23 protein-coding genes are annotated in these 19,058 nt (G+C 71.6%); 6 read left to right on the plus strand and 17 right to left on the minus strand.

All coding sequences use genetic code 11. The features are described 5' to 3' along the window. Window positions 1-40: 40 nt before the first annotated feature. A complete protein-coding gene (locus ACIRRU_RS00595) occupies window positions 41-433 on the plus strand; it encodes a winged helix-turn-helix transcriptional regulator (protein ID WP_403674413.1) in 393 nt (130 codons plus the stop codon). Here ACIRRU_RS00595 and mutM read toward each other — a convergent pair. The 9 genes from mutM to ACIRRU_RS00640 form a co-directional block, all read right to left on the minus strand. After that, window positions 406-1,266, minus strand: coding sequence for a bifunctional DNA-formamidopyrimidine glycosylase/DNA-(apurinic or apyrimidinic site) lyase (gene mutM, locus ACIRRU_RS00600; protein ID WP_403674415.1), 861 nt, complete (start codon window positions 1,264-1,266; stop codon window positions 406-408). The two genes, ACIRRU_RS00595 and mutM, sit on opposite strands and share 28 nt — an antisense overlap. Window positions 1,267-1,381: 115 nt before the next feature. Further along, on the minus strand, window positions 1,382-2,206 hold the full coding sequence (rnc, locus tag ACIRRU_RS00605) for a ribonuclease III (protein ID WP_363205218.1): 825 nt from the start codon (window positions 2,204-2,206) through the stop codon (window positions 1,382-1,384). Window positions 2,207-2,225: 19 nt separating this feature from the next. Then, window positions 2,226-2,399 carry a 50S ribosomal protein L32 gene (gene rpmF, locus ACIRRU_RS00610; protein ID WP_003965982.1) on the minus strand — a complete coding sequence of 58 codons (174 nt, stop codon included), beginning with the start codon at window positions 2,397-2,399 and terminating at the stop codon, window positions 2,226-2,228. 2 nt (window positions 2,400-2,401) lie between these two features. Further along, entirely contained in the window at window positions 2,402-3,013 is a 612-nt protein-coding gene (locus ACIRRU_RS00615; protein WP_403674418.1) for a YceD family protein, read from the minus strand. Window positions 3,014-3,253: 240 nt separating this feature from the next. After that, complete coding sequence (locus tag ACIRRU_RS00620) at window positions 3,254-4,393, minus strand: cell division initiation protein (RefSeq protein WP_403674421.1); 1,140 nt, start codon at window positions 4,391-4,393, stop codon at window positions 3,254-3,256. 116 nt (window positions 4,394-4,509) lie between these two features. Next, window positions 4,510-4,989, minus strand: coding sequence for a pantetheine-phosphate adenylyltransferase (gene coaD / locus ACIRRU_RS00625; RefSeq protein ID WP_403675573.1), 480 nt, complete (start codon window positions 4,987-4,989; stop codon window positions 4,510-4,512). Between the two features lie 26 nt (window positions 4,990-5,015). Further along, window positions 5,016-5,600, minus strand: coding sequence for a 16S rRNA (guanine(966)-N(2))-methyltransferase RsmD (gene rsmD / locus ACIRRU_RS00630; RefSeq protein WP_363205216.1), 585 nt, complete (start codon window positions 5,598-5,600; stop codon window positions 5,016-5,018). Between the two features lie 112 nt (window positions 5,601-5,712). Next, window positions 5,713-7,953, minus strand: a complete 2,241-nt coding sequence (recG, locus tag ACIRRU_RS00635) for an ATP-dependent DNA helicase RecG (RefSeq protein WP_403674423.1) — start codon at window positions 7,951-7,953, stop codon at window positions 5,713-5,715. 48 nt (window positions 7,954-8,001) lie between these two features. Beyond that, on the minus strand, window positions 8,002-9,747 hold the full coding sequence (locus ACIRRU_RS00640; RefSeq protein WP_403674426.1) for a DAK2 domain-containing protein: 1,746 nt from the start codon (window positions 9,745-9,747) through the stop codon (window positions 8,002-8,004). Window positions 9,748-10,004: 257 nt separating this feature from the next. Here ACIRRU_RS00640 and rpmB point away from each other — a divergent pair, with 257 nt between their 5' ends. Further along, a complete protein-coding gene (rpmB, locus tag ACIRRU_RS00645; RefSeq protein WP_026171429.1) occupies window positions 10,005-10,190 on the plus strand; it encodes a 50S ribosomal protein L28 in 186 nt (61 codons plus the stop codon). 104 nt (window positions 10,191-10,294) lie between these two features. Here the strand turns inward: rpmB and thiD are convergent, their stop codons facing one another. Both thiD and ACIRRU_RS00655 read right to left on the minus strand, forming a co-directional pair. Further along, window positions 10,295-11,119 (minus strand): bifunctional hydroxymethylpyrimidine kinase/phosphomethylpyrimidine kinase, encoded by an 825-nt coding sequence (gene thiD, locus ACIRRU_RS00650; RefSeq protein WP_403674429.1) that lies wholly within the window; start codon window positions 11,117-11,119, stop codon window positions 10,295-10,297. Window positions 11,120-11,177: 58 nt separating this feature from the next. Then, the gene (locus ACIRRU_RS00655) at window positions 11,178-12,149 is read right to left on the minus strand and encodes a thiamine-phosphate kinase (RefSeq protein ID WP_403674432.1); all 972 of its coding nucleotides are present in this window, start codon (window positions 12,147-12,149) and stop codon (window positions 11,178-11,180) included. 219 nt (window positions 12,150-12,368) lie between these two features. On the opposite strand from ACIRRU_RS00655, the gene ACIRRU_RS00660 reads away from it, so the two are divergent. Then, window positions 12,369-12,602, plus strand: coding sequence for an Lrp/AsnC ligand binding domain-containing protein (locus ACIRRU_RS00660; RefSeq protein ID WP_403674434.1), 234 nt, complete (start codon window positions 12,369-12,371; stop codon window positions 12,600-12,602). Between the two features lie 20 nt (window positions 12,603-12,622). Beyond that, window positions 12,623-13,114 (plus strand): DUF3515 domain-containing protein, encoded by a 492-nt coding sequence (locus ACIRRU_RS00665; RefSeq protein WP_403674436.1) that lies wholly within the window; start codon window positions 12,623-12,625, stop codon window positions 13,112-13,114. Between the two features lie 44 nt (window positions 13,115-13,158). On the opposite strand, the gene ACIRRU_RS00670 is transcribed toward ACIRRU_RS00665, so the two are convergent. Genes ACIRRU_RS00670 through ACIRRU_RS00680 form a run of 3 tightly spaced genes read right to left on the minus strand, consistent with a single transcriptional unit; the run spans window position 13,159 to window position 16,125 of the window. Further along, a complete protein-coding gene (locus tag ACIRRU_RS00670; protein ID WP_403674439.1) occupies window positions 13,159-14,331 on the minus strand; it encodes a D-alanine--D-alanine ligase family protein in 1,173 nt (390 codons plus the stop codon). A 34-nt stretch (window positions 14,332-14,365) separates the two neighbouring features. After that, the gene (locus tag ACIRRU_RS00675; RefSeq protein WP_403674442.1) at window positions 14,366-15,376 is read right to left on the minus strand and encodes an NAD(P)H-dependent glycerol-3-phosphate dehydrogenase; all 1,011 of its coding nucleotides are present in this window, start codon (window positions 15,374-15,376) and stop codon (window positions 14,366-14,368) included. Continuing rightward, entirely contained in the window at window positions 15,373-16,125 is a 753-nt protein-coding gene (locus ACIRRU_RS00680) for a lysophospholipid acyltransferase family protein (RefSeq protein ID WP_363205207.1), read from the minus strand. The genes ACIRRU_RS00675 and ACIRRU_RS00680 overlap by 4 nt, the downstream gene beginning before the upstream one ends. 168 nt (window positions 16,126-16,293) lie before the next feature. On the opposite strand from ACIRRU_RS00680, the gene cofC reads away from it, so the two are divergent. After that, the gene (cofC, locus tag ACIRRU_RS00685) at window positions 16,294-16,959 is read left to right on the plus strand and encodes a 2-phospho-L-lactate guanylyltransferase (RefSeq protein WP_403675576.1); all 666 of its coding nucleotides are present in this window, start codon (window positions 16,294-16,296) and stop codon (window positions 16,957-16,959) included. A gap of 10 nt (window positions 16,960-16,969) precedes the next feature. Continuing rightward, complete coding sequence (locus ACIRRU_RS00690) at window positions 16,970-17,173, plus strand: hypothetical protein (protein ID WP_363205206.1); 204 nt, start codon at window positions 16,970-16,972, stop codon at window positions 17,171-17,173. Between the two features lie 142 nt (window positions 17,174-17,315). On the opposite strand, the gene ACIRRU_RS00695 is transcribed toward ACIRRU_RS00690, so the two are convergent. The 3 genes from ACIRRU_RS00695 to leuD form a co-directional block, all read right to left on the minus strand. Further along, window positions 17,316-17,990, minus strand: coding sequence for an HU family DNA-binding protein (locus ACIRRU_RS00695; protein WP_403674444.1), 675 nt, complete (start codon window positions 17,988-17,990; stop codon window positions 17,316-17,318). Window positions 17,991-18,132: 142 nt separating this feature from the next. Then, window positions 18,133-18,360 carry a hypothetical protein gene (locus ACIRRU_RS00700; protein ID WP_363205204.1) on the minus strand — a complete coding sequence of 76 codons (228 nt, stop codon included), beginning with the start codon at window positions 18,358-18,360 and terminating at the stop codon, window positions 18,133-18,135. Window positions 18,361-18,464: 104 nt separating this feature from the next. Continuing rightward, the gene (leuD, locus tag ACIRRU_RS00705) at window positions 18,465-19,058 is read right to left on the minus strand and encodes a 3-isopropylmalate dehydratase small subunit (protein ID WP_363205203.1); all 594 of its coding nucleotides are present in this window, start codon (window positions 19,056-19,058) and stop codon (window positions 18,465-18,467) included.

Genomic DNA, 19,058 nt, shown 5'->3' on the forward strand with positions numbered 1-19,058 from the left:
CTCACCCCGAGGGAGCGCTGCACAGGAGTAAGCTTTTGATATGGCCAGTGACACGGATACCGGCAGCCTCGCGTTCGACGTCTTCTCCCGTGCGTGCCCCTCGCGTACGACGCTTGAGCATGTCACCGGGCGCTGGGGCGGGCTGACGCTGGGCGCGCTGTACGAGGAGAGCCTGCGGTTCAACGAGCTGCGCCGCCGGGTCGACGGGGTCAGCGAGAAGATGCTCTCCCAGACCCTGCATGCCCTGGAGCGGGACGGGCTCGTCCTGCGGGAGGCCCAGCCGGTCAATCCGCCGCGGGTGGACTACGAACTCACCCCGCTCGGCCGCGAGGTCGCGGAGAAGCTGCTCGGGCTGATCCACTGCGTCGAGGGGCGGATGGACGAAGTCCTGGCCGCCCGGTCGCGTTACGACGAGACGCGCGGCGGCCGCTGACAGCGCGGGCAGTAGTAGCTGGAGCGGTTCATCCAGGCGCGGCGGCTCATCGGGGTGCCGCAGCGGTGGCAGGGCTCGCCCTCCCGGCCGTACGCGTCGAGCGACCGGTCGAAGTAGCCGGACTCGCCGTTGACGTTGACGTAGAGGCTGTCGAAGCTGGTGCCGCCCTGGGCGAGGGCCGCGTTCATGACGTCCCGGGCGTGGCCGAGCAGTTCGGCGGACTTCGGGCGGGTCAGGGTCGCGGTCGGCCGGTCGTAGTGCAGCCTGGCGCGCCAGAGCGCCTCGTCCGCGTAGATGTTGCCGACCCCGCTGATCAGCGACTGGTCGAGCAGGGCGCGCTTGACCGTCGTACGGCGCAGCCGCAGGGCCGTGTGGAACGCCGCGTCGTCGAAGAGCGGGTCGAGCGGGTCCCGGGCGATGTGCGCGATGGTGTCGGGCAGCCCGTCGGGGGTGAGGTCGTTCAGCGAGAGTCCGCCGAAGGTCCGCTGGTCGACGAAGCGCAGTTCGGTGCCGATGGTGTCGTCGAAGCGGAGCCGGACGCGCAGGTGCTTCTCGTCGGGCGCGTCCGCGGGCTGTATCAGCAGCTGACCGCTCATGCCGAGGTGCCCCAGCATCGAGGAGGCGGCCTCCTCGATGGGGACCCAGAGGTATTTGCCGCGGCGCATCGCCGTACCGAAGCGGGCGCCGCGCAGCCGGGCGGCGAAGTCGACGCCGCCCGCGAGATGACGGCGGACCGAACGCGGGTGCAGGACCTCGACCTCGGTGACGGTGCGGCCACTGACCCAGCGCTCAAGGCCTCTGCGGACGACTTCGACCTCGGGCAGCTCGGGCACGGTGGACCACTCCAGACACGACAACGGACCTACGGCGGGGAGAGGGGCGGGGACCGCTCCCGGGGACAGGGAGAACCCCCCGGTGCGCGCGGCACCGAGGGGTTCTCGTACAGCTTCAGGCCGGAGCGGCGTCCGTGCTCGGCGACGGCTCGGCAGGGGTGTCGGCGTCCCCTCCGTCGACCGCGGACTTCTCCGCGGCCTGCCGCGCCTCGGCGGCGGCGCTGATCTCGCGCCAGGCGGACTCGGCCGCCTGCTGCTCCGCTTCCTTCTTGCTACGGCCGGTGCCGGTGCCGTACGAGACACCACCGACGCGAGCAGCAGCAGTGAAGGTCTTCTCGTGGTCCGGGCCGGTCTCCGTGACGAGGTACTCGGGGACTCCGAGGCTCTCGCTCGCGGTGAGCTCCTGGAGGCTGGTCTTCCAGTCCAGGCCGGCGCCGAGGTTGGAGGACCTGTCGATCAGCGGGTCGAAGAGCCGGTGGACCAGCTCCGAGGCCGCGCTGAGGCCCTGGTCGAGATAGACCGCGCCGATCACCGCTTCCAGGGTGTCGGCGAGGATGGAAGCCTTGTCCCGGCCCCCTGTGCCCTCTTCACCGCGGCCGAGCCGGATGAAGGAGCCCAGTTCGAGGCCGCGGCCCACTTCCGCAAGCGCACGCGAGTTGACCACCGCGGCCCGCAACTTGGCCAGCTGGCCTTCGGGCAGGTCGGGGTGGGTGCGGTACAGCGTGTCCGTGACCACCAGGCCGAGCACCGAGTCCCCGAGGAACTCCAGCCGCTCGTTGGTGGGCAGACCGCCGTTCTCGTACGCGTACGAACGATGGGTGAGCGCACGCACCAGAAGGGCGGACTCCAGGTGATACCCGAGCCGCCCTTCCAGAAGCGTGTGGGACGAGGCTGTGTTGACGTTGTCTGCCTGCTTCTTGGCGTTGGACAACTCAGACATCGGGCCTCTCACCAGCCGCTCAGACCTCGAGAACCTGGCGCTTGTTGTAGGTGCCGCAGCTCGGGCACGCAATGTGCTGGAGCTTGGGCTCCTGGCAACGCTCGCACGAAACCAGGGTGGGGACCGCAGCCTTCCACTGCGACCGGCGGTGGCGCGTGTTGCTGCGCGACATCTTCCGCTTCGGAACAGCCACGGCTACTTCTCCTGCTTCTCGTCGACGCCCGGTTCGGCGCCGCCCATGTTGTCCTTCTCGCCGTCCTGAACGGTCTCGGCGAGTCCTTGCAGTGCCGCCCAACGAATGTCGACGGCGTCGTGGTGGTGGCCCGGATTCTCCTCCAGCCTGATTCCGCATTCGGAACACAGACCGGCGCAGGTCTCCTTGCACACCGGCTGCATGGGCAGTGCGAGCACTACCGCGTCACGCAGCACCGACTCGAGGTCGAACAAGCCGTCCTCGAGGAAGAACCTGTCCTCGTCGTCCTCGGCGTCGTCGGCCGGGTCCGCGGTGGGGCGGCCCCGGTCATCGGCGTCAGGGTACGAGAACATCTCCTGGAAATCCGCGTCGACCTCTACGGTCAGCGGCTCCAGACACCTTACGCACTCCCCCTCGGCCGTCGCACGGGCGGTGCCTGTGACAAGCACCCCTTCCATGACCGATTCGAGCCGCAGGTCCAGCTCCACGGGTGCGCCTTCCGGCACACCGATGACGCCGTCGATCCCGAGAACCGGTGAACCGGGTGCGTCCACCGAGCGGGTCAGCCGCCTCATGGCACCGGGACGCCGGCCCAGCTCGTGCGTGTCGAACACGAGGGGGTTGCGGTGGTCGAGGTGGCCGTTCAGGGCTTTTCCTGCTTTCGAATCATGAAAATCGTGCGTGCTGCGGGGGAAGGGGCCGCCCTGCTTCGGAGTCGAAACGGGCAGCCGGGATCGCGGACATAGGCGCGACCGAAGATTTAGGATACTGGACGGACCGCTCAGCACCCAATCGGGCCAGTCCGGCCCTTAGCTGCGGGGGCGGTCCCGCTCGGAACGGCGCTCCGGCGCGGGTCAGCGGCCCTGTTCGTACCGGCGCAGCTGTTCCAGGTCGATCATGCTGGTGTCGAAGAGGCTGGTCTCGTCCAGCGCGCCTCCACCCTGCTGCTGACCGGCCCCTTGTCCCTGCCCTTGTCCCTGGCCGTGCGCCTGGCCCTGCTGCCCGCCGTGGCCCTGCTGCTGCTGCCAGCCGTAGTCGGGCTGTCCGGCGGGCTGGGGCGGGTAGCCGTTCGGGTCGTAACCCCCCTGCTGCTGGTACGCGGCGTAGGGATCGGGCTGCTGCTGGTACGCGGCGTAGGGGTCGGGCTGCTCCTGGTAGCCGTACGCCGCCTGCGCGTAGCTCGGCTCGGGCTGCTGCGGCTGCTCCGGGTAATGCGGCTGCTGCTGGGGCTGCTGGGGCGCCTGCCGGGGGTCAGGGGTGGCCAGCTCGGCGAGTCCGGCCAGATAGTCGGCGTCGCTGGTGTGACCCTGCCCGCCCGCGGCGTCCTGGGCGGCGATGTGCGCGCCGAGGTCGTCGGAGGCGACCCGGCCGTGCAGCTTCTGCCGACCGCGGCCGACCGCCTCCAGGGTCTTGGCGAGGACGGCCTCGAAGGCGCCGAACTTGGCGTCGACGTACGCGTCGGCCCGCTGCCGCAGGGTCTCCGGGTCGGCGCTGCGCTCAGGGGCCTCGGCGAAGTCGGGGTCCTGGTAGCCCTGCTCGTCCAGACCCTGGCCGCGGCCGAGGAGCTTCTCGCGGCCCCGGTCCACGGAGCCGATGGTCTTGGTCAGGACCACCTCGAAGTTGGCGAGCTTGCTGTCGACGTAGTCGTCGGCCTCGGCCCGGACCTCCTCGGCCTCGCGGCGGGCCTCGGACAGGATCCGGTCGGCCTCGCTCCGCGACTGGCGGGCGACCTCGGTCTCCGAGATCAGGGAGGTCGATCGGGCGTGCGCGGACTCGATGATCCGCTCGGCCTCCTGCCGGGCCTGCTCGGCGATCTGCGCGTGGCCGCCGATCAGCTCCTGGGCCTGGGCGAGGGAGCCGGGCAGCGCCTGGCGCACCTCTTCGAGCATGGCGAGCAGCTCGGCGCGGTTGACCACGCACGAGGCCGACATGGGCATGGAGCGGGCGTTACCGACCGCTTCGACGATCTCGTCGAGCTTCTTCTGCACGTCCACCGTGTGCTCGCCACTCTCTGCTGCTCTGTGGGAACCGCTGCTCCCCTGGAGACGGACGGGTCGACTGTACGGCCAGTCGGCCGCCACCCGACACCTGGTGACGGCCGGTCAGCGATTCAGGGTTTCCCCAGGCGCCCCATGAGCGCGGCGTGGACCGGGGGCGGCAGCAGGTGGGAGACGTCGCCACCCCAGGTGGCGACCTCCTTGACCAGCGAGGACGACAGGAAGCTGTAGGTGGGGTTGGTCGGCACGAAGAGGGTCTCGACGCCCGAGAGGCCGTTGTTCATCTGGGCCATCTGGAGTTCGTAGTCGAAGTCGCTGACGGCCCGCAGGCCCTTCACGATCGCCGGGATCTCCCGCTGCTTGCAGAAGTCGACCAGCAGGCCGTGGAAGGACTCCACCTCGACGTTGCCGAAGTCCGCGGTGACCTCGCGGATCAGCTCGATCCGCTCGTCCACGGTGAACAGCCCCTTCTTGGACTGGTTGATCATCACCGCCACGTGCACCACGTCGTACAGCTTCGAGGCTCGTTGGATGATGTCGAGATGTCCGTTGGTGATGGGGTCGAACGACCCCGGACAGACGGCGCGGCGCACTGTGATTCCCTCGCTCTCCGGTCCGGTCATCGTGCGTCTTCGCACGTAGCGGCGGCGCGACCGTACCAAAGCGTTCCCTCGCCGTAGCGACGGGCCCGCAATGGCTCGAATCCGGCGGGCCAGCCGAATTCTCCGCCCCGGGTGCTGCGTTCCACGGTGACGAGCGCGCCGTCCGTGAGCCACCCCTGAGCACGGAGTGTGAGCAGGATCTCGCGAAGATCGTCGTCGGTGACGGCGTAGGGCGGGTCCAGGAAGACGATGTCGTAGGGGTCGGCGGGCGCGGGCCCTGTCACGGTCTGCTCCGCCCTGCCGGTGCGCACCTCGGCACCGGGCAGACCGAGGGTGCGGACGTTGTCGCGGACGGTGCGGACCGCCTTCGGGTCGGCCTCGACGAGCAAGGCGTGGGCCGCGCCCCGGGAGAGTGCTTCGAGGCCGACGGCGCCGGATCCGGCGTACAGATCGGCGACCCTGGTCCCTTCCAGGGTGCCGAGCAGCGCCTGCCAGGTGGAGAACAGCCCCTCGCGCGCACGGTCGGAGGTGGGCCGGGTGCCGGTGCCGGGCGGTACGGCCAGGCGGCGTCCACCGGCCGAGCCGGCGATCACGCGGGTCATGGGTGTGGGGTCCTCGGGGTCGCGGGCGGTCGGGAGGCGGCGCGCGGCAGGCTGATGCCGCCGCCCGTCCACGATATGGCGTGCGCCCCGCACCGGCAGGGCGGCCCGGCGCTCAGCCCTTGTCCAGATACTCCTCCCGCTCCTTGTCCAGCAGGGCGGCCAGCACCGTGCGCAGTTCCGGCAGGTGTTCCAGTTCGGGGTCGGCGGCGACGATCGCCACGGCCTCCTCGCGGGCGGCGGCGATGACCTCCTCGTCGTCGATGACGGTGAGCATCCGCAGCGAGGAGCGCACCCCGGACTGCGCCTGGCCCAGGACGTCGCCCTCGCGGCGCTGCTCCAGGTCGATCCGGGAGAGCTCGAAGCCGTCGAGGGTGGCGGCGACGGCGGAGAGCCGGGCGCGGGCGGGGCTCGCCTCGTGGGCCTCGGTGACCAGCAGGCAGAGCCCCGGGGCCGCGCCACGGCCGACGCGTCCGCGGAGCTGGTGGAGCTGGGAGACGCCGAACCGGTCGGCGTCCATGATCACCATGGCGGTGGCGTTGGGGACGTTGACCCCGACCTCGATGACGGTGGTGGCGACGAGGACGTCCACCTCCCCGGCGGCGAACCGGCGCATGACGTCGTCCTTCTCCTCGGGCGGCATCCGCCCGTGCAGGACCTCGACGCTCAGCCCGGCCAGCGCGCCCGTGCGCAGCTGCCCGGCGATCTCCAGGACGGCCAGCGGCGGCCGCTTGTCCCCGTCCTCCTCGGGAGCCGCCTTCTTCGCCTTGCTCCGCTTGTTGTCCTTACCGCCCTTGCTGCCCTTGCCGTCGGTCTCCTCCGCGTCGTCGCCGATGCGGGGGCAGACCACGTACGCCTGGTGGCCCTTCTCCACCTCCTCGCGGACGCGTTCCCAGGCGCGGCTGAGGAAGTGCGGCTTGTCCTTGGCGGGGACGACATGGCTGGCGATCGGGGAGCGGCCGGCCGGGAGCTGGTCCAGGACGGAGGTCTCCAGGTCGCCGAAGACCGTCATCGCGACCGTACGGGGGATGGGGGTGGCGGTCATGACGAGGAGGTGGGGCGGCTGCTTGCCCTTGGAGCGCAGGGCGTCGCGCTGTTCCACCCCGAAGCGGTGCTGTTCGTCCACGACGACCAGGCCGAGGTCGTGGAACTGGACCTTGTCCTCGATGAGGGCGTGGGTGCCGATGACGATCCCGGCCTCCCCGGTGACCAGGTCGAGCAGGGCCTGGCGGCGGGCGGCCGTGCCCATGGAGCCGGTGAGCAGCACGACCTTCGTCCCCAGGTCGGAGCCGCCCAGCAAGCCGCCCTCGGCCAGATCGCCCATCATCTCGGTGATCGAGCGGTGGTGCTGCTGGGCGAGGACCTCGGTGGGGGCGAGCATCGCGGCCTGGCCGCCCGCGTCGACCACGGCGAGCATCGCGCGCAGGGCCACCATCGTCTTGCCCGAGCCGACCTCCCCCTGGAGGAGGCGGTGCATGGGGTGCTCGGTGGCCAGTCCGTCGAAGATCTCCTTGCTGACCTTCCGCTGGCCCTCGGTGAGCGTGAAGGGCAGCTTGGCGTCGAAGGCGTCGAGCAGGCCGTCGGCCACGGGGCGGCGGGCGATGGCGGGCAGCTGGGTGTCGGCGTAGCGGCGGCGGGCCAGGGCGACCTGGAGGACGAACGCCTCGTCCCATTTGAGGCGCGCCTTGGCGTCCTCGATGTCGGCCTTGGTCTGCGGCCGGTGGACCTTGATCAGGGCCTCGGGCAGCGGCGTGAAGCCGCGGCCCTCGCGCAGGGCTTCGGGCAGCGGGTCGACCGCCTCCCGGGCGCTGGGCAGCACGGCGTCGACGGCTTTGGCGATCCGCCAGGAGTCGAGCTGTTTGCAGGCCGGGTAGATCGGCAGCAGTCGTCCGGCGAAGGCGTCCACGGCCTCGGTGGCCTCGTCGGCGTCGGAGGCGTCGAGCAGTTGGTACGTGGGGTGGGCGAGCTGCATCTTGCGGTTGAAGACGGAGACCTTGCCCGCGAACATCGCCTGGCGGCCCGGGAGCAGCTCCTTGTGCGGCTTGTGCACGCCGTGGCCGAAGAAGACCAGCTGGAGGCGGCCGCTGCCGTCGGTGAGGGTGACCTCCAGGCGTTTGCCCCGGCCGTTGTTGAACATCAGGATGCGGGCGTCGGCGACCTGGGCGACCACCGTGACGTGCTCGTCCAGCGGGAGGTCGGCCAGCGCGGTCAGCTTGCCGCGCTCCTCGTACCGCCGCGGGTAGTGGTGCAGCAGATCGCCGACCGTGTGCAGGTCGAGGTGTTCGGCCATCACCTTCGCGGTGGCTCCGCCGAGCAGCTTCAGAAGAGGTTCATCGAACGAGGACACGTGGTCCATTGCACACCACGCCACTGACAGCGCCCCGCCGGGCGCGGCCGCGGGCGGCTACTCGACGCCGATCAGCAGCGGCGCCCGCTGGTGGCCGCCCCGGTAGACGACCGTGTCCACGGCGAGATGGCCCTCGCGTACGTACTCCTCCAGTGCGGCGGCGAGCGCGTCCGGGACGTCCTCGCCGAGGACGAGGGTGACCAGTTCGCCGCCCGCCGCGAGCATCCGGTCCAGCACGATGCGGGCGGTGGCCGGGACGTCGGCGCCGATCACGGCGACGTCGCCGTCGATCAGGCCGAGGATGTCCCCGGCCTGGCAGACCCCGGCCATGGTCCAGGACTGGTGCTCGGCGACGGCCAGTTCGGCGTAGCGGGTGGCGCCGGCTGCCGAGGTCATGGCGACCACGTCCTCGTCGAAGCCGCGGTCCGGCTCGTGGACGGCGAGGGCGGCGAGCCCCTGCACGGCGGCGCGGGTGGGGACGAGGGCGACCCGCACCCCCTCGGTCCTGGCCTGTTCGGCGGCGGCGGCCGCGGTGTGGCGCAGGGCCGCGTCGTTGGGCAGCAGCACCACCTCGCGGGCGTGGGCCCGGCGGATGGCGTCGACCAGCTCACCGCTGGCGGGCGGTTCGCCGGGGCGGGCGATCACCGTGGTGGCGCCGGCCTCGGTGCACAGTCCGGACAGCCCGTCGCCGGGGACGACCACGACGACGGCGCGCTGGGCGGGCTCGGCCGGGGGGCGCGCGTCGTGGCCGCTCTCGGTGGCGAAGTGGGTGATCCGGATCCGGTACGGCCGCCCCGCCTCGACGCCCGCCTCCACGGCGGCCCCGGCGTCGTCGACGTGGACGTGGACGTGCCAGAGCCCGTCGCCGCCCACGACGACCAGGGAGTCGCCGAGCGCGTCCAGCCGGGTGCGCAGCCGGGTCACCCGGTCGTCCTCGGCCTCCAGGAGGTAGATCACCTCGAAGGCGGGTGCGGCGCCCCCGTCCTCGGGGCAGTCGAGCGGGCCCTCCACCGCGGGGTCCGCGGGAGCGCCCGTCGGCGCGAGCTCTCCCCCGCTGACGCCCGGCACTGCGGTGCCGCCCCCCGGCAGCCCGGCCACGGCCCCCCCGGCCCCCTCGTCTTCGGGCCTGGGTGCCTTCTGGGACCCGGTACGGAGCCCTCGTGCCGGAGCCTGCCCGGTGACCGTCTCCACCAGCGCGCCGAGGACCGTCACCAGTCCCCGGCCCCCGGCGTCCACGACTCCGGCCCGGCCGAGGACGGCGAGCTGGCCGGGGGTCTTCGCGAGAGCTTCGCGCGCCCCCTCGTACGCGGCGTGCACCACGGCGCGCAGCTCCGGCTCCGCGCTCCGGGCGGCGTCGGCGGCGGCCGAGGCGACGGTGAGCACGGTGCCCTCCACGGGGTGGGCGACGGCCTGCCGGGCTGCGTCGGCGGCCCGGCCCAGGGCGAGGGGCAGCCGGGCGGGGTCGCCCCCCTCGGCCAGTACCCCGGCCATGCCGCGCAGCAGCTGGGCCAGGATCGTGCCGGAGTTGCCGCGGGCGCCGATCAGCGCTCCGTGTGCCATGGCGCGTACGGCGTCGGCGGTGGCGGGCACGGTGGTGCCGGTCTCATGGGCGGCGAACACCGCCTCGACGGCAGCGGCGGCGGACTCGACGGTCAGGTAGAGGTTGGTGCCGGTGTCACCGTCGGCGATCGGGTAGACGTTGATCGCGTCGATCTCCGCGCGCTCCCGGCCCAGGGCCTCCAGGGCCAGTGAGCACCAGGTGCGCACCGCGACGGCGTCCAGATCGTCGGGGGGCTGCGGCACCGATGGTCCTCCTTGAAGCGGCCGTGGCTGCTGGCTGCACCGCAGGTTAGCCCGCCTGCCGGGTCCCCGGCGGGCGCAGGGGGGCGGGGCGGGGGCGGGTGAACCCGTGGTAGTTTCGTATCTCCGAAGCAGGCGTTGTATGCTGCTCCGGTTGCCCGATGAGAGTCGGGCCATTCCTCCGGTACCGCCACTTCAGTCACATGAATCCGGCGCGCCGGAATTCACTGTAAGTGCATCTGAAGTCTTTGGAGTGACCCGTGGCTGCCAACTGCGACGTTTGCGGCAAGGGGCCGAGCTTCGGCAACAACATTTCGCACTCGCACCGCCGTACGTCCCGTCGCTGGAACCCCAACATCCAGCGCGTGCGTGCCGTGGTCGGTCGGACGCCGAAGCGGCTCAACGTCTGCACCTCGTGCATCAAGGCCGGCAAGGTCGCGCGCTGACGTCCCCGTCGTAGCGCAGCCTTCCGGTTGCCCGAAAAGCCGGTCCACCTCGGTGGACCGGCTTTTTGCTGTGCCCGGACGCCGGTGCTCAGGCGCCGGTGCGGCTAGCCGGGGGCCGGCCGGTCCGCCGGACGGGTCAGCCAGCCGTGGTCGACCGGGCCGATGCCGCCGCCCAGCGGGAATCCGGCCTCGATCGCGCCGGTGACGTACGCCTTCGCGCCGCGTACCGCCGTGGGGACGTCCTGCCCCAGCGCCAGGCCGCAGGCGATGGCGGAGGCGAGGGTGCAGCCGGTGCCGTGGGTGTGCCGGTTGTCGTGCCGGGGGGCGCGCAGCCAGTGCTCCGCGCTCCCGTCGGTGAGCAGGTCCACCGCCTCGCCGGGCAGGTGGCCGCCCTTGACGACCACCCAGCGCGGTCCGAAGCCGAGGATCGCCTCGGCGGCCCGGCGCATCCCGCTCTCGTCGGTGACCCGGACCCCGGTGAGCTGGGCGACCTCGTCAAGGTTCGGGGTGGCGACGGTGGCCACCGGCAGCAGCTTCGTCCGTACGGCGTCGAGGGCTTCGGCGGCGAGCAGCGCGTCCCCGTGCTTGGAGACGCCGACCGGGTCGACGACGACCGGGGCACCGGTGGTCGTGAGGAGTGCGGCGACGGTCTCGACGAGGACGGACGAGGCGAGCATCCCGGTCTTCACGGCCTCGACGCCGATGTCGTCGACGACACTGCGGTACTGGGCGCGCACGGCGTCCGCCGGAAGCTCCCACGCGCCCTGCACACCGAGGGAGTTCTGCGCGGTGACGGCCGTGAGCACGCTCATGCCGTGCACACCGAGGGCGAGCATGGTCTTCAGGTCGGCCTGGATCCCCGCACCGCCGCCGGAGTCGGATCCGGCGACGGTGAGCACGCGGGGCGGGGCAACGGTACGTAGGGGCATACGCAGCAATCTAGGGCCCGGCGCGAGTGCCCCGGGTTCAGGGGGTGCCCCTCAGCGCTCAGGGGGTGTCCTCGATGGAGCCGAAGTGGTCCCAGCCGCCCTTGCTGGTCCAGGGCGCCCCGTCGACGGTGACCTGGGGCAGGGCGGAGGGGTGGAGGACCTCCCCGATCACCTTCCAGCGGGCGGGGAGCTTCACGTCGGGCGGGAAGGTCGCCACGATGGCGTGGTCCTCCCCCCCGGTCAGCACCCACTGGAGCGGGTCGACGCCGACGGCCTGACCGATGTCGGACATCTGCGAGGGGATGTCGATCCGCCCGGAGCGCAGGTCGATGCGGCACTGGCTCGCCTCGGCGATGTGCCCGAGGTCGGCGACCAGTCCGTCGCTGACGTCGGTCATGGCGGTGGCGCCGAGCCCGGCGGCCGCGGGGCCCGCGTGGTACGGGGGTTCGGGGCGGCGGTGGGCCTCGACGAAGGCGCGGGGCGAGCGGAAGCCGCGGGAGAGCACCGCGTACCCGGCGGCGGACCAGCCGAGCCAGCCGGTGACCGCGACGACGTCGCCGGGGCGGGCGCCGGCCCGGGTGACCGGTTCGTGGTCGCGCAGGTCGCCGAGGGCGGTGATGGAGACGGTGATGGTGTCGCCGCCGACCACGTCTCCGCCGACCACGGCCGCCCCCGCCACCTGGCACTCGTCGCGCAGGCCGTCCATCAGCTCGGCGGCCCAGGTGACGGGCAGATCGGCGGGGACGACCAGGCCGAGGAGCAGCGCGGTGGGCACGGCGCCCATGGCCGCGATGTCGGCGAGGTTCTGGGCGGCCGCCTTGCGGCCCACGTCGTACGCCGTCGACCAGTCGCGGCGGAAGTGCCGCCCCTCCAGCAGGATGTCCGTACTGGCCACGACCCTCCGGTCGGGAGCGGCCACGACCGCGGCGTCGTCGCCGGGCCCCAGCCGCACCGCCGGGGTGGTGGTGAGCCGGGACGTGAGCTCTCTGATGAGCCCGAACTCCCCCAACTCGCCCACGGTTCCCTTCACCGAGTCCCACCTCTCCTTTATCGCCCCGGACACCCGTCCGGGCTCCCGGTCGCGAGCCGTCACTGCTGTCGGTACCGTCAAGAGACACGTCAACGTCTGTGCCCTGTGCGCCACGCTGTCGACGTCATCCGGCCCGCAGGTCTCCCCGTCGTGCTCGGCGACGCGATAACGTGGCGTCCCTTTCCCCCACATGATCCTCGTGGCCGCCCTGGAGGTTCCGTGGTACAGGCGTACATCCTCATTCAGACCGAGGTGGGCAAGGCGTCGATCGTCGCCGAGACCATCTCCAGGATTCCGGGAGTCATCAAGGCAGAGGACGTCACCGGTCCCTACGACGTGATCGTGCGGGCCGAGGCCGACACGGTCGACGCGCTCGGTCGCATGGTGGTCGCCAGAGTGCAGCAGGTGGACGGCATCACCCGTACCCTGACCTGCCCGGTCGTCCACCTCTGACTCCCGTCTAGGCTGGGCCGGTGACGTCATCCGCCCGCCGGTCCCCCCGCTCGATATCCGTCCTCGGCCCGTCCGCGGCCGTGCTCGTGCTGGCCGCGGCGGGCTGCTCCCCCGGTGCCGCGCAGCCCTCGGTCCCGGTTCCCGCGCCGTCCCCGGAGGCCGCCGCGTACTGCGAGGCGCTGGACCGGGAACTGCCCGGGACCGTCCTCGACCGGGAACGCACCGACCCCTCCCCCGACTCGGCGCTGACCGCGGGGTGGGGCGACGGGGCGATCGTACTGCGCTGCGGGGTCCCGCGGCCCGCGAAGATGGACGACCCCCAGGCGGAGGCGGTCGAGGCGGACGGGGTGAACTGGATGCTGGAGCAGCCCGAGGGCTCCGGCCCCCGGTTCACCACCACCTACCGCAAGGCGTACGTCGAGGTCACGTTCTCCGAGGAGTACGCGATGGACATCACGCCGCTCAGCGCCTTCGCCGGTCCGGTGGCGAGGACGGTCCCGGACCGGCTGTGACCCGCCGCGTCGTGGCGGTGGGCCCGGCGGTTCGACGGAGCGGGTCAGCGCAGTCCGGTGGAGCGGGTCAGCGCGGCCTGGATCAGCCGGTCGACCAGCTCCGGGTAGCCGACGCCGCTCTCCTGCCACATCCGCGGGTACATCGAGATCGGGGTGAAGCCCGGCAGGGTGTTGATCTCGTTGATGACGAACTCGCCGTCCTCGGTGAGGAAGAAGTCGGCGCGCACCAGTCCCTCGCAGGAGGCGGCCTCGAAGGCGGCGACGGCGAGCCGCTGGACCTCGGCGGTCTGCTCGTCGGTGAGCGGGGCGGGCACCAGGCCGGTGGCCGAGTCGATGTACTTGGCCTCGAAGTCGTAGAAGTCGTGGGCGGTGACCGGGGGGATCTCCGCGGGCACGCTGGCGCGCGGCCCGTCCGCGAACTCCAGCACCCCGCACTCGATCTCGCGGCCGCGCAGCAGCGACTCGACGAGGAACTTGGGGTCGTGGCGGCGGGCCTCCTCGATCGCCTCGTCGAGACCTTCGACGCCGTCGACCTTGGTGATGCCCATCGAGGAACCGCCGCGGGCGGGCTTCACGAACAGCGGCCAGCCGTGCTCACCGGCGAAGTCCACGATCCGCTTGCGGGCGGCGGCCGGGTCGTTCTCCCACTCGCGGGGGCGGATCACCTCGTACGGTCCGACGGGCAGCCCGAAGGAGTGGAAGACGCGCTTCATGTACTCCTTGTCCTGGCCGACGGCCGAGGCGAGGACGCCCGCGCCGACGTAGGGCACACCGGACAGTTCGAGCAGCCCCTGAAGGGTGCCGTCCTCCCCGTACGGGCCGTGCAGCACCGGGAAGACGACATCGACCTCGCCGAGCGCCTTGGGCACCGAGCCGGGCTCGCTGTAGAGGACCTCGCGGCTGCCCGGGTCGACGGACAGGGCGACGCTGCCCTCGGCGGACTCGGCGAGCTGGGCCACGTCGGGGACCTTGCGGTCGGTGATGGCCATGCGTTCGGGCTCGTCCGCGGTGAGCGCCCAGCGGCCGTCCGTCGTGATGCCGATCGGCAGCACGTCGTACGCCGTCCGGTCGATGGCCTTCATGACGGCGCCGGCCGTGACGACCGAGATGCCGTGTTCGGAGCTTCGGCCGCCGAACACGACAGCCACGCGGGGCTTGCGGGGCCGCTGCGGGCTCTCGGCGCGCTCAGGGCTCTGGGGGAGGTTCTCGCTGCTCATATCGCGATGAGCGTACCTGCTGGTAGAGGAGGAGTCAGCGTCGCTCGGCCTTGGCGCTGCGCGACATCAGCTCCTTCACCGCGACGACCGGGGACTTGCCCTCGTGGACGATCGAGACGACGGTTTCCGTGATGGGCATGTCGACCCCGTACCGACGGGCCAGGTCGAGGACCGATTCGCAGGACTTGACGCCCTCGGCGGTCTGCCGGGTGACGGCGATCGTCTCCTGGAGCGTCATCCCGCGGCCGAGGTTGGTGCCGAAGGTGTGGTTGCGGGAGAGCGGCGAGGAGCAGGTGGCCACCAGGTCGCCCAGGCCGGCGAGTCCGGAGAAGGTCAGCGGGTCGGCGCCCATGGCGACGCCCAGCCGGGTGGTCTCGGCGAGGCCCCGGGTGATCAGGGAGCCCTTGGTGTTGTCGCCGAGGCCCATGCCGTCGGCGATGCCGACGGCGAGACCGATGACGTTCTTCACGGCGCCGCCCAGCTCGCAGCCGACCACGTCGGTGTTGGTGTACGGCCGGAAGTACGGGGTGTGGCAGGCGGCCTGGAGGCGCTGGGCGACGGACTCGTCGGCGCAGGCGACGACGGCGGCGGCGGGGCGGCGCTCGGCGATCTCCTTGGCCAGGTTGGGGCCGGAGACGACGGCGACCCGGTCGGCGGAGACCTGGGTGACGTCGGCGATCACCTCGCTCATCAGCTCGGCGGTGCCCAGCTCGACGCCCTTCATGAGGGAGACCAGCACGGTGTCGGGGCCCAGGTGCGGGGCCCACTCGGCGAGGTTGGCGCGCAGCGTCTGGGAGGGCACGACGAGGAAGGCGAACTCGGCTCCGCGCAGCGCCTGCGCGGGGTCCGTGGTGGCGCGGATCCCGTCCGGGAGCGCGATGTCCGGGAGGTAGTCCGGGTTGGTGCGGGTGGTGTTGATGGCCTCGACGGCCTCGGCGCGGCGGCCCCAGAGGGTGACCTCGCAGCCCGCGTCGGCGAGGATCACGGCGAAGGCCGTACCCCATGAGCCGGTTCCGAAGACGGCCGCTTTGACGGGGTGCGTCACGTGGATCCCTTTCCCTGCGCCCTGCGCCGTTGTTCAGCACGGGCTTTACGGTGATCGTAGAGCTCGGCGGGGGCCTTCTCCCCGCGCACGTCCTCCAGCTCACGGGTGATCGCGGCCATGATGACCTCGGTCGCCCGGCGCAGCACGTCGGGCGTCGGCTCGACGTCGTAGAAGGGGCTTAGGTCGACGGGCGGGCCCGCCTGGACCGTCAGCGTCCTGCGGGGGAACAGCCGGAGCTTGTTCTCCTTGGCGTACGGCGGCATCACCTCGTTGGCGCCCCACTGGGCGACGGGGATGACCGGGGCCCGGGTCATCAGCGCGACGCGGGCGGCTCCGGTCTTGCCGGCCATCGGCCACATGTCGGGGTCGCGGGTGAGGGTGCCCTCGGGGTAGAAGGCGACGCACTCGCCGCGTTCGATGGCGTCGACGGCGGCCCGGAAGGCGCCCAGCGCGTCGGTGGTCTCCCGGTAGACGGGGATCTGTCCGGTGCCGCGCAGCATCATCCCGACGAAGGGGGTGCGGAAGAGGCCCGCCTTGGCCAGGAGCCGGGGCACGCGTCCGGTGTTGTACTGGAAGTGCGCGTAGGAGAGCGGGTCCAGATAGGAGTTGTGATTGACGACGGTGATGAATCCGCCGTCGGCCGGAATGTGTTCCGTCCCCCGCCAGTCGCGCTTGAACAGAACCACCAGGGGCGGTTTGGCGATTACCGCCGCCAGGCGGTACCAGAAGCCGATTCTGCGGCGCGGCACGAGAACACCTTTCTCTCAGGACGTGACCTGCTGCCTGGCTACTGACGGTCAAGTCTCGCCCCAGGCCCCTGCTCTGTCGAGAACACCGTACGCCTCGGCTTCGGGACCAGCCCTCCGGGTTGTCGTACCGGCAGGCGAGAATAGGGGGCGACGAGCAGGGAGGAAGAGATCGCCACGAACACCGATCCGCCGGGGGCCTGGTCCCTGGTCGTTCCGCTGAAGCCGCTCGCACGGGCCAAGAGCCGCCTGGGACGGGCGGCGGGCGAGGCGGCGCGGCCCCGGCTGGCGCTGGCCTTTGCGCAGGACACGGTGGCCGCGGCGCTGACCTGTGCCCGGGTGCGGGATGTGGTGGTCGTCACGGACGACGTCGCGGCCGGGCGGGCCCTTTCGGCGCTCGGCGCGCGGATCGTGGCGGACGCTCCGGGGGCCGGGCTCAACGCCGCGCTGGCGCACGGCGCCCGCCAGGTGCGGGGGCGCAGGCCGGCCGCTTCGGTGGCCGCGCTCAACGCGGATCTGCCCGCGCTGCGGGCCGGCGAATTGGCGCGGGTGCTCGATTTTGCCTCCGCTTTTCCCCGCGCATTTCTCCGGGACGCGGCGGGAATCGGCACGACTTTCCTGTCGGCCGCCCGGGGTGCGGAATTCCGTCCGGCTTTCGGGGGCCCGTCCGCTGCCCGGCACCTGGCGACGGGCGCGGTGGAAATAACGCTGTCCGGTCTCGACTCGGTGCGCGGGGACGTGGATACGGGCGAGGATCTGCGGGCTGCCCTGGCGCTGGGGGTGGGGGCGCACACGGCGCGGCTGATGGCCGCGCTGGCCCCGGCTGGTGACCGATAGGCTGCCGCCCATGCAGGCGACCTCATACACCTACGACCCCGAGACCCGGACCGGCAGTGTGCTGCTGGACGACGGCACTCCGGTGGAGTTCGACGCCCCGGCCTTCGACGCGGGCGGTCTGCTGCTGCTGCGCCCGGGGCAGCGGGTGCGGATCGAGGGCGAGGGGTCGGGCGCGGCCCTGCGGATCACCCTGGTGACGCTGCAGACGTTCTAGACGCGTCAGGCGTCCCGGACGGCCCGGTCGCACCGGTCGCTCCGGGCCGAGCGGGGGGAGAGTTGCCGGACAGCCCGCGGGCCGGGCTCCCCCAGAGGGGAGCCCGGCCCGGCGCGTGTGAGGAGCGAGCGGGTGCCCGGTCTCACTTCTTGCGTGCGGTGGCCTTCTTGGCCGTGGTCTTGCGCGCCGTGGTCTTCTTCGCGGGCGCCTTCTTCGCCGTGGTCTTCTTGGCGGGCGCGGTCTTGCTGGCGACGGCCTTCTTCGCCGTGGTGGCCTTCTTCGCCGGGGTCGCCTTCTTGGCGGCCGCGGTCGTCTTCTTGGCCGTGCTCTTCGTCGCCGCGGTCTTCTTGGCGGTGGCGGCGGTGGTCTTCTTCGCCGGGGTCGCCTTCTTGACGGCGGCGGTCGTCTTCTTCGCGGTGGCCTTCTTGGCGGCCGACTTCTTCGCGGTGGCGGCCTTCACCGTCGTACGGGCGGCGGAAGATCCGCCCGTCAGGCTGCCCTTGGGGGCCTTCTTGACGGCCACGTCGTTCTTCGGGAGCTTCTTGGAGCCGCTCACCAGGTCCTTGAAGCCCTGGCCCGCGCGGAAGCGGGGCACCGAGGTCTTCTTGACCCGGACGCGCTCACCCGTCTGCGGGTTGCGGGCGTAGCGGGCGGGGCGGTCCACCTTCTCGAACGAACCGAAGCCGGTGACCGAGACACGGTCCCCGGCGACCACGGCACGGACGATGGCGTCCAGTACCGCGTCGACGGCGTCCGCGGCCTGCTGACGGCCGCCGACCTTGTCGGCAATCGCTTCTACGAGCTGCGCCTTGTTCACGTCTTCCCCTTCGGAGACATTGCCAGAACGAAAGTGTTCAAGCTTTTTCGCACGTTAGGCAGATATATACCGCAAATCAAACACGAAACGGGCTAATCACCCTAGTGCCGCAACGAAGTCGACCGATGCGCAGTTCCACGTGTCAGTCACCTTCGGGGAATCGGCCCTCGTCGAGGTCCTTCATCAACCGGTCCAGACGCCTTGCCGCGTCCGGGAGATCGTGCTTCGCCGCGGCCGTGACGACCAGCAGCTTCCGGGTCAGCGCCATCCGTACGCTCTCCGGGACTTGCAGTGCGCGCACCTTCGCGTGCGCTTCCTTCAATTGGTCGGCGACTTGGCCATAGAGCTTGAGTTGGCTGTCGCGTTCCATGCACCGATTGTGCCATCTGGGGCGAGTTGTCGCCCGACGGGGTCTCAACAAGCGACTGCGCCCCCTGCCCGGAGGCAGGGGGCGCAGTCGTGGAAAAGCGCTGCTCAGGCCGTAAGGGTACGCGGTTTGAAGGCGGGTCGGGCCGCCTCGTACGCGGCGATGTCGGCTTCGTTCTGAAGGGTGAGGCTGATGTCGTCGAGGCCGTTGAGCAGTCGCCAGCGGGCGTTCTCGTCCAGCTCGAAGGCGGCCGTGATGCCCTCGGCGCGGACCTCGCGCGCCTCCAGGTCGACGGTCACCTCGGCGGTCGGGTCGGCCTCGGTCAGCTCCCAGAGGGCGTCGACGACCTTCTGCTCCAGGACCACGGTCAGCAGGCCGTTCTTCAGGGAGTTGCCCCGGAAGATGTCCGCGAAGCGGGAGGAGACGACGGCCTTGAAGCCGAAGTTCTGAAGGGCCCAGACGGCGTGTTCGCGCGAGGAGCCCGTGCCGAAGTCGGGACCGGCGACCAGGACCGAGGCGCCCTGGCGCTCGGGGCGGTTGAGGACGAAGTTCTCGTCCTTGCGCCAGGCCTCGAACAGCCCGTCCTCGAACCCGTCGCGGGTGACCTTCTTCAGCCAGTGGGCGGGGATGATCTGGTCGGTGTCGACGTTGCTGCGGCGCAGCGGGACGACCCGGCCGGTGTGCGTGGTGAAGGCTTCCAT

This window comes from Streptomyces sp. NPDC101181 (assembly GCF_044767975.1).
Taxonomy (GTDB): Bacteria; Actinomycetota; Actinomycetes; order Streptomycetales; family Streptomycetaceae; genus Streptomyces.